General features: G+C 48.7%; 12 protein-coding genes. 7 read left to right on the top strand and 5 right to left on the bottom strand.

Translation table 11 applies throughout. From position 1 onward, the window contains the following. Nucleotides 1-60: 60 nt before the first annotated feature. Nucleotides 61-435, bottom strand: coding sequence for a hypothetical protein (locus tag QP938_06605; GenBank protein WIO75565.1), 375 nt, complete (start codon nucleotides 433-435; stop codon nucleotides 61-63). A 350-nt stretch (nucleotides 436-785) separates the two neighbouring features. Between QP938_06605 and QP938_06600 the strand changes: the two genes are divergently transcribed. Further along, entirely contained in the window at nucleotides 786-2,039 is a 1,254-nt protein-coding gene (locus QP938_06600) for a porin (protein WIO75564.1), read from the top strand. A 14-nt stretch (nucleotides 2,040-2,053) separates the two neighbouring features. Further along, nucleotides 2,054-2,677 (top strand): c-type cytochrome, encoded by a 624-nt coding sequence (locus QP938_06595; GenBank protein ID WIO75563.1) that lies wholly within the window; start codon nucleotides 2,054-2,056, stop codon nucleotides 2,675-2,677. Nucleotides 2,678-2,725: 48 nt separating this feature from the next. On the opposite strand, the gene QP938_06590 is transcribed toward QP938_06595, so the two are convergent. After that, entirely contained in the window at nucleotides 2,726-3,271 is a 546-nt protein-coding gene (locus QP938_06590; protein WIO75562.1) for a hypothetical protein, read from the bottom strand. A gap of 168 nt (nucleotides 3,272-3,439) precedes the next feature. On the opposite strand from QP938_06590, the gene QP938_06585 reads away from it, so the two are divergent. Together QP938_06585 and QP938_06580 are read left to right on the top strand one after the other, a co-directional pair. Beyond that, nucleotides 3,440-5,758, top strand: coding sequence for a heavy metal translocating P-type ATPase (locus tag QP938_06585; protein WIO75632.1), 2,319 nt, complete (start codon nucleotides 3,440-3,442; stop codon nucleotides 5,756-5,758). 305 nt (nucleotides 5,759-6,063) lie between these two features. Beyond that, nucleotides 6,064-7,641 carry an arylsulfatase gene (locus QP938_06580; GenBank protein ID WIO75561.1) on the top strand — a complete coding sequence of 526 codons (1,578 nt, stop codon included), beginning with the start codon at nucleotides 6,064-6,066 and terminating at the stop codon, nucleotides 7,639-7,641. A 151-nt stretch (nucleotides 7,642-7,792) separates the two neighbouring features. Here the strand turns inward: QP938_06580 and QP938_06575 are convergent, their stop codons facing one another. Next, nucleotides 7,793-8,383, bottom strand: coding sequence for a hypothetical protein (locus tag QP938_06575; GenBank protein WIO75560.1), 591 nt, complete (start codon nucleotides 8,381-8,383; stop codon nucleotides 7,793-7,795). Nucleotides 8,384-8,694: 311 nt separating this feature from the next. Here QP938_06575 and QP938_06570 point away from each other — a divergent pair, with 311 nt between their 5' ends. The 3 genes from QP938_06570 to xthA all read left to right on the top strand — a co-directional run bounded on the left by QP938_06570 (nucleotide 8,695) and on the right by xthA (nucleotide 12,609). Continuing rightward, nucleotides 8,695-9,165 carry a hypothetical protein gene (locus QP938_06570; protein ID WIO75559.1) on the top strand — a complete coding sequence of 157 codons (471 nt, stop codon included), beginning with the start codon at nucleotides 8,695-8,697 and terminating at the stop codon, nucleotides 9,163-9,165. Between the two features lie 566 nt (nucleotides 9,166-9,731). Beyond that, a complete protein-coding gene (locus QP938_06565; GenBank protein WIO75558.1) occupies nucleotides 9,732-11,786 on the top strand; it encodes a carboxy terminal-processing peptidase in 2,055 nt (684 codons plus the stop codon). A gap of 7 nt (nucleotides 11,787-11,793) precedes the next feature. After that, entirely contained in the window at nucleotides 11,794-12,609 is an 816-nt protein-coding gene (xthA, locus tag QP938_06560; GenBank protein WIO75557.1) for an exodeoxyribonuclease III, read from the top strand. A 60-nt stretch (nucleotides 12,610-12,669) separates the two neighbouring features. Here the strand turns inward: xthA and QP938_06555 are convergent, their stop codons facing one another. Then, entirely contained in the window at nucleotides 12,670-13,599 is a 930-nt protein-coding gene (locus tag QP938_06555) for an FAD-binding protein (protein WIO75556.1), read from the bottom strand. Next, nucleotides 13,596-14,345, bottom strand: coding sequence for an electron transfer flavoprotein subunit beta/FixA family protein (locus QP938_06550; GenBank protein WIO75555.1), 750 nt, complete (start codon nucleotides 14,343-14,345; stop codon nucleotides 13,596-13,598). The genes QP938_06555 and QP938_06550 overlap by 4 nt, the downstream gene beginning before the upstream one ends. Nucleotides 14,346-14,442 lie beyond the last annotated feature (97 nt).

Raw genomic sequence — 14,442 nt, 5'->3', positions numbered from 1 at the left:
AATCCACACAAAAAAGCCCGCATAACATGTTGATATGCGGGCTTTTCAATCTCTGGACTTTTAAAACGTCAGGTTAGCCGCCCATTTATCACCATGAGTCACCACACAGCGGACCTCACGCCATTGACCGGAAACCTTCGGCATATGACAAGTAACGGATACATCCTGACCAGCGTAGGTGCCAGTCAACATACCCTCGTAGGTATCACTGAGAAAACCGTCCACAACCGCTTCACCATTAAACTTGACCACCAAGTGCCTTGAGGTAACTCCAGCACCATGCTCGGTGAAGTTATTGTTAAGGTCAGCACTAATCAAAATACTGTCACCGCTTTCAGGCCAGTAGTATTGAGAGGCTTGTGAATCGTTCTTCAGGCTGGGCGAACAGGCTGAGATCAGCAACAGGCAAGCACTGAGCAAAATAGCTGATTTCATTGAAATTTCTCCTTTTTCTTGGTTGTTCTCTGTCCAGACAAATATAGTCGAATAGAAGTATTGGTGCACTAGATTGTGACACAGTTAGCAAATTAACCATAGGTAGAAGGCATGGATGTTAATGTGCCCGAGGACCCCATTGGTTTTTACTAAAAAATCGACTCAGATCAATGAAAGTCGAATCTCCCATTCTGCGCCCATGATGAGACCAATGTTTTCACCTATACCTTACCTAGTCGCCTAAATTGAATGACCAGTTATATGTGCTGCACTCTCTAATGTGCTTCGCGAAATGCTGACTATACTCATGTTGCTTTTACCAGCCATGTCCCATGGATAAGGAGCAGATCATGCGTACCAACAAGTTACTTACCAGAATCGCGCTGGGCCTTACCGCAATCACGCTTTCTAATTTTGCTCTTGCCGAAGAAGATACCACGGAATTGTTGAAGCGCCTTGAGCAATTACAGAAAGAAGTGGACTATCTGCGTCAGCAAATACAAAAAAGCGCTACCAAGCAGGAAGTGCAAGAGGTTGAAAGGAAGGTTGAAGCGGCGGCTGAGTGGAAACAGCCAAATACACTTGTCCACTTAGCCGGCTATGTGGATGTCGGATACTCAGATTCAGAATCTCAAGATGGGAGCTTTAACCTCGGAACCTTCTCGCCAATCTTTCATTTCCAGTATCGCGATTTAGTCATGGTGGAGTCCGAGCTGGAACTTGAGCTCGAGGAAGATGGTGAAACTGAAGCTAAACTTGAATATTTGACTGTTGACTGGTTTATCAATGACTACGTTGCTTTGGTGGCTGGTAGATTCCTTAGCCCAATAGGTCAGTTCCGCCAGAATCTGCACCCCTCCTGGATTAATAAATTGCCATCCGCTCCGCCTGGATTTGGAGAGGATGGCGCGGCGCCAGTTTCCGATACCGGATTTCAACTTCGTGGCGGATTTCCAATTGAAGGAATGAAAGCAAACTATGCGCTCTTTATCGGTAACGGACCGGAATTGGCAGCGGAAATGGAAGTGGAGGGGGGTGACATAGAATTTGAACTGGAGGCTGTTGAGGCTGAAGGATTTAATTCTGACAAGGATGGTGAAAAAGTCATTGGTGGGCGATTTGGCCTTCTCCCCTTCAATGGTTTTGAAGTAGGGCTGTCATACGCTACCGGTAAAGCCACAGTTACCATGATCGAAGATGGCGACAGCAGCCTACTAAATGGAGAAGCAGCGCGTGATTATGATGTCGCCGGTATTGATTTTGCGTGGCAAAGCGGTGGTTTGGATCTTCGCGGTGAGTATGTGCGCACAAAGGTTGGTGCTGACAATGGCAGTGGGGTAGCAGCTTCCGAAGGAGCGGAATGGAAGAGCTGGTATATCCAAGGCGCTTATCGTCTACCCAAAAAGAAATGGGAGATTGTCACTCGATTTACAGACTTTAACTCACCACATAAGAGTCAGGAACAAGACCAATGGTCCTGTGGAGTTAATTACTTGTTTACTAGTAACTTCATTGGAAAATTGAGCTATGAGTTTAACGACGGAGCAAGGCAAAGCGATACTGACAAAGATCGGCTGTTGCTCCAGATGGCTTACGGTTTCTGATCTGGAGAGTCATTATGAATTTACTGATCAATAGCAGAGTGTTCCCAAGTCTTTTAAGAAAAGTTTGTATACCTGTGATTGGGATGACGGCAGCACTTGGCTTCGCGGCGGATTATCCTGAGAAAGGTGATTTTACACGCGGGAGTAAAACCTGGGCGAATAACTGTGCACGCTGTCATAACATGCGCAACCCAAGTGATCTTCGCGATGATCAATGGATCACCAGTACATTTCATATGCGTATTCGCGCTGGATTAACCGGTCAGGAAACCAGGGATATCTTAACCTTTTTGCAAGAATCTAATAGTAAGAAAAAGGCAGCCAACAACGATACCGGTACTGAAAAAAATGTTGGACCAATTTCAAGCTCCGGTTCCGGTCAAGCAATCTACCAGAGTAGCTGCGTAGCCTGTCACGGGGAGGATGGCAAAGGATTACTGGCGGGTGTGCCTGATTTAACGGATAGAAACGGCAGCTTAAGCAAAGCTGACTCTGAACTGTTAAAAAATATTACTAACGGATTCCAAAGCACTGGCAGCACCTTGGCTATGCCACCGAAAGGGGGGAATAGTGCGCTAACCGATGGTGATATTAAAGTAGTGCTGAAATACATCAGGGAAACGTTTGGTACTAAATGAATGTGTAAGGCCTCTGGTGTAATGACTGGCAACTGAAATAAGTCAGTGCTACTCGAAAACAGCCACGCCGTTGTCACTAAAATAAACTGTGCCCTGAATAAACAGCCTCATCCTGCCTGGAGAATATTCGGGGTCTGTCATAATCACTGCTGCACCATGAATATAAGGAGCTATTGCAGAAAGAAACTTATATGCCAAGTCCATATCTTTGGTTGAGCAATAGAGAATTAATGGCAGCTCTGCTGGCGGGATTTCATGCGCCTTCGGCTTAACCGAACTGCTCAGGTTATAAGTACCCAGTAAATTGGTTATCGAGTCCGCAACTCGCTGGTGCTCGTCTGAATCTGTTGGAACGACTTCCAGTGCGGGCCCAAGTTGTTTATAGGTTGCTCGTAACTCTGAAAGACGCTGTAAAACAATCTCTGTTATGGCTTTGGAAGGAGCGGTATATTTCTGCACTAACTCTCTATCTTGCGCACTTTCAGGGCCCAGTCTCAATATATTTGAACTCTCCATAACCCGATGCAAATCAGGGTATGCCATCCCATCAACATTGGCTGGTTCCCACATTAAAAAATACAGCGTGACAACCACAACCAGAATCGGCAGCCCCCAGAATAGGGGGGTTGACCAGACTTTGCGAAAAAATGGAGCGAGCCATGGCCGATTGGCAAAAGATTCCGGATTGCATACCCGACGGCGATGATGTGTGCCGCCTGATTGAATCCCGAATTGGCCAATAATCTACATGAGTACATCAACATGAATCATCAGGACCACAAAAGCTGCTGCCACATACACCACCAAGAGTCGACTGACCTGAAGGATCCGGTTTGTGGCATAACAGTTACCAGCAACTCAAAGCATCACCATCAATACCAAGGTGAAGATTATTATTTCTGCAGCGCCAACTGTCTCACCAAGTTTTCGGAGCAGCCAGAGAAATATCTGCAACCGGATATTGAAAAGGAGGAGAGAGTTGATTCTTCAGCCTGGTATAGCTGCCCCATGCACCCGGAAGTACGTCAGCAGGGACCGGGGACATGCCCCAAATGCGGAATGGCGCTGGAACAAGAAACACCTTCCCTCGAAGAGAGTGAGGATCACGAATACATAGATTTCAGGCGGCGCTTTCTGATTAGCCTGCCATTTACAGCCGTGGTATTCGTTATAGCCATGTTTGGCCATGGCCGAAACTGGTTCCCCCATGGCACGCAGAGCTGGATAGAGCTGGTTCTTACAACACCTGTCGTACTCTGGTGCGGTCTACAATTCTTTGTTCGGGGCGCCCAATCCATCATTCATCGCAGTCCCAATATGTGGACACTGATTGGACTGGGAACGGCGGCCGCTTATCTCTACAGCCTGGCTGCCACCATAGTGCCACACTGGTTCCCAGGTTCATTCATTCAAGGTGGCAAGGTAAATGTCTATTTTGAGGCCGCTGCGGTGATTATTTCACTGACACTGATGGGGCAGCTCTTTGAGTTAAAAGCGCGTTCCAGAACCTCAGAAGCGATCAGGTCGCTTCTGCGTTTGGCACCAGATACTGCACGTCGCCTGAATGACGATGGTAGCGAAGAAGACATCCCGTTGAGCGAAGTGCGCGAAGGTGACCGGCTACGAGTTCGTCCTGGCGAAAACGTGCCCGTAGATGGAGAGGTGGAAGAGGGTCGCAGCGCGGTGAACGAATCCATGTTGACCGGGGAGCCGGCACCAGTGTCAAAGCAGCCCGGCGACAAAGTCATTGGCGCGACACAGAACACCAACGGCAGTTTGATTATTCGTGCCGAGCGGGTTGGGGAAGACACCACACTGTCGCAGATTATTCACCTGGTATCTCAGGCCCAGCGTTCAAGAGCCCCAATGCAACGACTTGCTGATGTGGTGGCTGGTTATTTTGTCTCCATCGTGGTGGCAATAGCTCTAACCACTTTCATAATCTGGGGAGTTTTCGGGCCGGAACCGAGCTGGATATACGGCCTGATCAATGCGGTTGCGGTGCTGATCATCGCCTGTCCCTGTGCGCTGGGTCTGGCAACCCCCATGTCAATCATGGTTGCAACCGGCAAGGGAGCCACACATGGGGTGCTGTTCCGCGATGCAGCTGCAATCGAGGCATTGCGAACTGTAGATACTCTCGTAGTGGATAAAACCGGAACGTTAACGGAAGGGCGCCCTGTTTTTAAAGAAGTCATACCCGCTGAAGGTTTTGAAGACTCGGTAGTTCTACGTCTTGCCGCCAGCCTTGATCAGGGCAGCGAACATCCACTCGCCATTGCGATAGTAAATGCCGCGAGAGAACAAGAAATCAAACTTGCCAAAGTCAGTGATTTTGACTCTGAATCGGGTATCGGGGTTACCGGAGAGGTTGACGGTAAAAAACTGGCACTGGGCAATACTGCCTTGATGGATCAACACAAAATCAACTGGAAGTCCTTGTCTGCTGATATTGACAGGCTACGTGATCAGGGCGCGAGTGTCGTTTATCTCGGTGTTGGTGACCGGCTAGCCGGGGTGCTGGCGATTGCCGATCCTGTTAAGGAAACCAGCCGCGCTGCTATTGAGTTGATTCGAAAAGAGGGCATACGCGTCATCATGGCTACTGGTGATGGGGAGAGGACTGCCAGAGCAGTTGGCAAGGAACTGGGTATCGACGAAATCCACGGTGAAGTTAAGCCAGGCGACAAACTCGATCTTATTGCCAAACTCCAGTCCAAAGGCCGCATAGTGGCAATGGCGGGCGACGGCATCAATGATGCACCAGCTCTTGCAAAAGCAAACGTTGGGATCGCCATGGGCACCGGAACCGACGTAGCCATGAGCAGCGCACAAGTAACACTGGTGAAAGGTGACTTGCGGGGAATCGCTGAGGCGATACAGCTATCCCGACTCACGGTACGCAATATGCGCCAGAATCTTGGATTTGCCTTCATATACAACAGCATTGGTGTGCCAGTAGCTGCGGGAATTGCCTATCCGTTTTTCGGCTTGCTGCTGTCTCCGATGATTGCTGCTTTGGCAATGAGTTTGAGTTCAGTTTCTGTGGTAACCAATGCGTTGCGCTTGAGGTACAAGTGATACGTAGCACGATCAACTAAGCTGGGCATTCATTTATATCTACCCCCTCCTTGGAGCATAAACAGTTGGATATTTTTCCTGAAAGGCTTTCTTCGGGAGGGGGTGGGCATCTTCGCAACCCAGTCAGGCTCTACTTACTTTTGATAAGCCCTTATAAAGCCGTCAGTGGATTTCAAAACAGAGATCAACACCATATTGGGCAGAATTCTGGCTAAAACAGAACAGTCGACTAGACTTCTCAATTACACATCAAGTGAAGCGCCAGCTCTAGATCAGATATCTTGCAACAAGATTGGAGAAGCCCAATGAAGTCCTTGATCATGAAGTTTATTGCCTTATCTATTCTGCTCATCAGCTCAGCATACTCTCATGCAGAAAAACCCAACATCCTTGTGATATGGGGCGACGATGTTGGTTGGTCGAACCTAAGTTCCTATAATCATGCAGTTATGGGCTACAGCACACCCAACATAGATCGCATCGCTAATGAGGGTGTATTGTTTACCGATCACTACGCTCAGCCTTCATGTACAGCAGGGCGTGCAGCATTTATCACAGGCCAGTATCCGATTCGCTCAGGAATGACTACGGTGGGTCAGCCGGGAGACCCACTGGGTTTATCGAAGAAGTCCCCGTCGCTGGCAGAGGTACTGAAAGCCGAGGGCTATCGCACCGGACACTTCGGCAAGAATCACCTGGGTGACCGCAATGAGCATCTGCCGACAGTGCACGGCTTTGATGAATTCTTTGGCAACCTCTACCACTTGAACACTCAGGAAGAGGCGGAACAGCGGGACTACCAGAATTTCGGCAAGGCGTATTCCGGCAGTCTGGAACGCTATGAGGAGAAATTCGGAACCCGAGGCGTAATCCATTCCTTTGCGACAGACAAAAATGACCGCACTGAACAACCACGATTTGGCCAAGTAGGCAAACAGAGCATTAAAGACACCGGACCATTAACTCAAGAAAGGATGAAAAATTTCGACGCAGGTGAGGTCATACCCCTCGCGTTGGGTTTTATGGATAAAGCCCAAAAAGCAGGCGAGCCGTTCTTTGTCTGGCTAAATACCAGCCGTATGCACCTGTACACCCGCGTTGGTGACGAGTGGGTCCGCAAGGTTGAATCCATTACCAGCGAAGCCGATCTGCACGGCGCAGGAATGCTGCAACATGACCACGATATCGGCCTGGTGCTGAACTGGCTGGATAAAACTGGCCTGTCCGATAACACCATTGTGATTTATTCCACAGATAACGGACCGGAGCATTCTTCCTGGCCTCATGGCGCGACCACGCCATTCCGCGGTGAAAAGATGACAACCTACGAAGGCGGCGTACGGGTCCCGATGATGGCCCGCTGGCCTGGCAAGATACCGGGGGGCAAAAAGCTTAACGGCATTCAGGCGCATCAAGACTTGTTTACCACATTGGCGGCAGCTGCAGGTGTACCGGATGTGGCTGAGCGCGTTATGAAGCAAAAAAAACAGTATATCGACGGCGTAAACAACCTTGAGTACTGGATGGGTGAGTCCGGTATGTCCAATCGCAATCACATTTTTTATTATTACGAAAGCAAGCTGACTGCGGTGCGGATGGGACCTTGGAAATTCCACTTTTCGACCAAAGAGGATTACTACGCGAATGTGATTCCACGCACAGTGCCACTGGTGTTCAATATCCGTATGGATCCATATGAGAGTTACGATTCCTCTGACTCATACGGCCACCTAATGCAAAAGGTATCTTGGCTGATTCAGCCCATGGGGGAATTAATGCGTGCGCATCTGAAATCGCTTGCGGACCATCCACCAGTGCAGGGCGGTAAGAGCTTTGATATGTCCGATGTCGTGGAGGAATTTATCAACAAGTCTTTGCAGTAATTGCGCTAAGGGGCTTTAGTTTTTGGATGCCATATTTCACAAAAACTTTTAGCCCCAAGCTACCCTGACCAGGATGACTGCCATAACCTAGGTCGAGCTCCTGTCTAATTGATAGGGTTCGATCCAAAATTTTTCAATGTATTCAAGCTATCTATTGATTGACCCAATCTGCATAAGTCATCTCAACTGGCTCAACAAGTTCTATTTCCAGCCGTTCCATATCAAGTACTACCAAAGCGTTCTTGCCCCACCAACTGCAGTCTTCAATACAAAGAATTGCTTCAACCCTGTTCCTGCCAATCAGAGACAGATCAAACATTGGAGTAAAATTTTTACTTGAGACTCCTGCGCAATAAAACCAATACCAATTACCTTGTCGATAAAACAGCCCGTAACCAAATTTCTCCCATATGGAGACATCATCATATATAAGGCTTACAAGCTTTCCATCAGGTAGATCAACAGCCTCATACGAGAAGTTATCCATGCCCAGAGCTCGGGACAATAACTGGATAAACAATGTTTGATTCTTGACTTGTTTCAGCGTGAATTGATTTGGCTGTGTTGCCGAAGTCAGCAATCCTGAGAGGGGGATATCATCATCGCTTCGGATACTGGCATTGATTTGCAGCCATAATTCAGAAGATTCTGCTGGTTGAATTGCAGCTTTCGGGTCTATTTCCACTGGTGTACACCCGCAAAGAATTTGCACTATGGCAAAGATCATCAGCAAACGAATCAAACTAACCTCACTTCTAAATTCCGTAATTCACCCGGTTGGTGATGGACAACATTCCTACTTTACATCTAGCTGATCAGGTTTTGGACTTTTTCTCTTCGTAGGGTAGGGGATCAATAGCTTTTCGGGCACATTAAATGGTAGTCATAGCGTATGCTCAAACATCTCGACGTGGTGAAGCAGTTGGTCCACCACACCAACTTGAAATTACAGAGATTAACCGTTATAAAACAAAACATTAATAAAGCATCTGCACCAAATCACTGATAACCAATAACAGCTAGAAGATTATGAAGACAAGGAAGCCCTTGGGGATGTATGGAATCTCCCGAATTGATGACCCTTTTTACTATACCTTTGCCTGGCGTGTCAGCTTGCGTCGTCGAGGTAAGACGCTGGTCAAAAATTTCCCTGATAAAAAGCACGGCGGCAAAGGTAAGGCACTTAAGTTAGCCAAGCAGTACAGAGATGAGCTAGTCGCCAAGCACCCGCCTATCACCCGCTCCGAAGTGGCGCGCAAACTGCAAAAAAACAACAAGTCCGGCGTTTCCGGTGTCTGTCGTTTCGCCAGCGTCTATTGGTTGGCTGATGGTCGTCAGCGCAAGACCTGGTACTGGGAGGCAATTTGGCCAACAGCCCCAGGACAGAGTGAGACCAAGCGTTTTTCAGAGAAAAAATTTGGTAAGGAGGGCGCTTTCGCGATGGCCTGCCACGCGCGCGAGCTTGGCTTGGCTAAACTCAAAGGAGTTTACTGGGCGGCAGAGCGTGGTCTTCTTCAGGCCTGATTTACTTATAGTACTGTGATGGATTACCAGTTGCTCGTCACTATCTCGGGCATCTACACACATCCACCCATTTTAGGGAAATCTATACCTTAGCCCTATGAATCATATGAGTACCCTTAATATTTTCACCTGCAGATTTAGGGCTGCAGGTGGTCATTTAGGCAGCCAAAAGAGTGGGCATGATGACTGATGACTCTAGAAACATTGCTCGAATCTTAGAGGCTGACCCATTGCTGAGAGAAGCGTTCATCAAGCGAGTGGATTAATCCCGAGAAAACATAGATTTGCACGAAATCCACCGGCGACGAGTTTTCAGCTTTACTTGTAAGTTTATTGGTTTGATTGGATTTGTTTAGAACAATACTTGGACGTCCGATTGCTTGTTGACCCAAACCCCTGAAACGTATATATGCGCATAATGTATATTATGTTAAATTGTATATCGAGAATTGGCGGGGAATGTAAAGAAGTGTTACCAGGGTTCCCTTTTGCCCCGCCACGGGTGTTAAACTCAGAAGCGAAAATCTTGTCTCTATAAAGCAGATACAATTAAACAAGTTGCTACTATGACGAATACTTCAAGAAACCTGTCCACCGCCATCCTTTCCCTGTTGCTGGCTTCCAGCATTCAAGCAGAGTCGATTTCCCCGAGCGAACAACAGCCTCAAGTGCTGTCAGACATGCTTGAGATTCTTCATGAAGGACATTACAGGGACAGAACAATTGATGACGCCTTCTCACAAGAGCTATTTGAGGCCTATCTTGACGACCTCGACCCAGGCAAAAGCTACTTCCTTCAATCTGATATAGACGAATTGGCGGCTTGGAAAACCAAGCTGGATGACCAGCTGAAGGACAAAGACCCCGCTTTTGGGTTCAGGGCGTTTAACCTCTATCGGGACATCGCTGAAAAGCAGCTTGATCACAATATCGCGCTTCTTGAGGGCGATATTGTATTCAATTTCGATGATGATGAGGTTCTGCTGACGGATTTGGACAATATACAGTGGCCCAAGACTGTCGAGGAACGGAATGAGCTCTGGCGCAAAAGAATGGAAGACTCCCTTCTTCGCCTGATACTTTCTGACAAAGATACCGCCGAAGCTCGCGAAGTACTTGCAAAGCGCTACAAGACCATCAAAAAGCAACTTGAAGAACTCAACTCAACCGACGTTTTCCAGACGTACGCAAATTCGATCAGTTCGCTGTACGACCCTCACACAAACTACTTTTCTCCACGCACTTCAGAAAATTTCAATATCAACATGTCGTTGTCTCTGGAGGGAATTGGCGCTGTATTGCAGCGCGAAGATGAATACATTGAGGTCGTGAGCATCGTCCCTGGTGGCCCGGCCGACAAACAGGGTGAGCTCAAAGCAGGTGACCGAATCGTTGGTATCGCCACTGGTGACGATGGCGACAACGTGGATATCGTTGGATGGCGTCTTGACGATGCGGTTGACCTGATTCGTGGTCCAAAGTCGAGCCTGGCAGTTTTGCAGGTGCTCCCTGCCGGAACTAATGACGCCACTGTTACCATCAAAATTGTGCGTGACAAGGTAAAGCTTGAAGAGCAGGCGGCCAAAAGCGACATAATCGAAATAAAGCGCGGTGAAGATAATTACCGGATCGGCGTTATCGACATCCCTACTTTCTACCGGGATTTTGAGGCTGACAGAAATGGTGACAGCAATGTTAAAAGCACCACCCGCGATGTATACAACCTTCTCAATGAGTTCAGCACACAAGATATTGATGGCGTGATTGTAGATCTGAGAAGCAATGGCGGCGGCGCCCTTCAGGAAGCAACCATGCTGAGTGACCTGTTTATCAATCCAGGCCCGGTTGTCCAGATCAAGAACAGCAAAGGTCGTATAAATCGACGCCAGGTAGCGCGCAGTGGCGCCTACTACAGAGGTCCCCTGATCGTTCTGATTGACCGCCTGAGCGCATCTGCTTCCGAGATTTTTGCTGGCGCAATGCAGGATTACAATCGCGCAGTTATTGTTGGTAGCCAAAGCTTCGGTAAAGGTACGGTTCAGGTGTTGCTACCCCTGTCAGAAGGGCAATTAAAGCTTACCGAGTCAAAGTTCTACCGCGTGTCTGGCGATAGCAATCAGCACCACGGAATCACCCCGGACATCAAGCTGCCAAGCTTGATGCCGGAGGATAGCTACGGTGAAAGCAATGAAAAGAACGCCCTCCCCTGGGACCAGATTCGTCCAGCCAACTACAGGAAAAATGGCGACCTTTCAGCGGTCATTCCCATGTTGGACAGAACTCACCAAGAACGTATTTCATCCGATCCCGGGTTCACTGAATTTGTTGAAGTTCTTAAGGCTCAGGATGATTACCGCAAAGAGCAGGCCACCGCAGTCACTTTAAGCAAAGGCAAAAGACTTGAGCAAAGGGAAAAAGTTAAAGAGCTCGAGTTGGCACTGGAAAACAGTCGCCGTAAAGCTTTAGGAAAAGAGCCCTTCCCTGACTACAACACCTGGCTAGAGGCTAGGCGTGACGAAGAGCCATCACCAGAGTCAGACCTTTACCTGATGGAAACCTGTCAGATAATGGCCGATATGATTCAACTGAGAAACCATCAGCGACTCGCTGAAACACCATAAGAATTCAATGAAAATAATCTCATTCAATGTAAACGGGCTTCGCGCCCGTTTACATCAATTGCAAGCAGTAATCGACAGACACCAGCCAGATGTAATTGGACTTCAGGAAACCAAGGTTCATGATGAAGCCTTCCCGATTGATGAAGTTCGCTCAATGGGCTACGAAGTCTTCTATCATGGCCAAAAAGGTCATTATGGTGTCGCCCTGCTCTGTCGCCAGCAGCCCACGGAGGTAATCAAGGGCTTTTCATCTGACACAGATGACGCCCAGCGAAGACTGATAACCGTAAAGCTTCCAATTACCGACGGCAAAACGCTAACCGTGATAAACGGCTACTTCCCACAAGGGGAAAGCCGTGATCACCCGTTAAAGTTTCCAGCAAAGCAGAAGTTTTATGAGGATCTGCAATTTCTGTTGGAGAATGAATGCAGTGCGGAACAACCACTGATCATTATGGGTGATATGAACATCTCCCCTTCCGATCTTGATATTGGTATTGGCGAGCCAAACCGTAAACGTTGGCTTCGCACGGGGAAATGCTCGTTTTTACCCGAGGAGCGTGAGTGGTATCAGCGTCTGCTCGATTGGGGCTTGTCTGACTGCCATCGCAAGTATAACCCTGAGGGTAACGACCGATTCAGCTGGTTTGATTACCGCAGCAGAGGCTTTGAAGCAGAGCCGAAGCGCGGCCTCAGGATAGACCACATTCTGGCTACCAAACCGCTGATCGACGCTTGCTTGGCGGCAGATGTGGACTATGAAACTCGCGGCATGGAGAAGCCGTCAGATCACGCACCGGTTTGGGCAGAATTCCAGCTTTAACCAGACATAAAAAAAAACCGGCCTTAGCCGGTTTTTTTTATGTCTGGAATAATCCAGCAATTACAGGGCCTTTTCAAGCTCCGGCAACACATCGAACAAGTCTGCTACCAGTCCGTAATCTGCTACCTGGAAGATTGGCGCCTCTTCATCCTTATTCACAGCAACAATAACTTTACTGTCCTTCATGCCGGCCAGGTGCTGAATGGCACCCGAGATACCAACAGCAATATAAAGATCCGGAGCAACGATCTTACCTGTCTGCCCTACCTGCATATCGTTTGGCACGAATCCGGCGTCTACAGCGGCGCGAGAGGCGCCAACGGCAGCGCCCAGCTTGTCGGCCACTTTTTCCAGCAAGGCAAAGTTTTCGCCGTTCTGCATCCCGCGACCACCGGAAATAACCACGCGAGCCGCAGTCAACTCAGGGCGATCCGAAGCAGCCAGTTCTTCGCCAACAAAACTTGAAATGCCAGCATCCTGGGCACCAGACACTTCCTCGATAGCGGCATTCCCGCCATCTGCCGCCGCAGGATCAAAAGCGGTTCCACGTACGGTCAGCACTTTGATTGAGTCAGTACTTTGTACCGTAGCAATCACGTTACCGGCATAAATCGGACGCTTGAAGGTATCGGCTGATACCACTGCACTGATATCGGAGATTCCCTGTACGTCAAGCAAAGCTGCTACTCGGGGCATCAGGTTCTTGCCGGTTGTAGTGGCTGGTGCCAGTACATGGCTGTAGGACTTGGCTACATCCGCGACAAGTGGTGCAATGTTTTCCGGCAACTGGTGGCCAAAGGCCGCATTATTGGCAACCAGCACTTTCCCGGCACCAGCGATTTTGGCAGCAGCTTCCGCAGCAGCACTGCAGTTTTCACCAACCACCAATATATCAAAGCCTTCACCAAGCTCCTTGGCTGCGGCAACTGTATTCAGGGTCGCAGGCTTGAGGCTGGCGTTGTCGTGTTCAGCAATGACCAGAGTACTCATATCACTTTCGCCTCATTTTTCAGCTTGTCGACCAGTTCGGCCACGGATTCAACTTTTACACCTGCTTTACGAGCCGCAGGTGGTTCAACACCTAGTGTTTTCACGCGCGCAGCAGTATCAACACCCAACTCCTCTGGAGAGGTGGTGTTTAAAGGCTTTTGTTTCGCCTTCATAATGTTGGGGAGTGATGCGTATCGTGGTTCATTCAGACGCAAGTCAGTGGTAACCACAGCAGGTAATTTCAAAGATACAGTCTGTAGGCCGCCATCGATTTCACGAGTAACAGAAGCGCTGCCACCCTCAATTACCACCTCAGACGCAAATGTACCTTGTGGCAAGCCGGTCAGAGCCGCAAGCATCTGGCCAGTTTGGTTGTTGTCACCGTCAATTGATTGCTTACCCATCAGGATCAGCTGGGGCTGCTCTTCGTCGTAAACCGCCTTCAGGCACTTGGCAATAGCAAGTGGTTCAAGCTGGTCGTCAGTCTTGATCAGGATGCCGCGGTCAGCACCCAGGGCCAGGGCCGTGCGAATCTGCTCCTGTGCCTGTTGAGGGCCGATGGATACCACAACAACCTCTGTAGCTACACCCTTCTCTTTCAAGCGAACCGCTTCTTCTACCGCGATTTCACAGAACGGGTTAATGGACATTTTAACGTTGTTCAGGTCAACTCCCGAGCCATCCGACTTGGGGCGTACTTTTACGTTGTAGTCGACCACACGCTTAACTGCGACAAGGACCTTCATTGACTACCCTTCCTATATATTTGGGTGGTTTATCGCCTTTTGGGCATCTGTTGAAACACAGAATAATGCCCATAGAGCCGCATCAAAGCAAACTCTG

The sequence above is a fragment of the Porticoccaceae bacterium LTM1 genome, from assembly GCA_030252795.1.
GTDB lineage: Bacteria > Pseudomonadota > Gammaproteobacteria > Pseudomonadales > Porticoccaceae > SCSIO-12696.
This window is presented reverse-complemented; position numbering and strand designations above follow the sequence as displayed.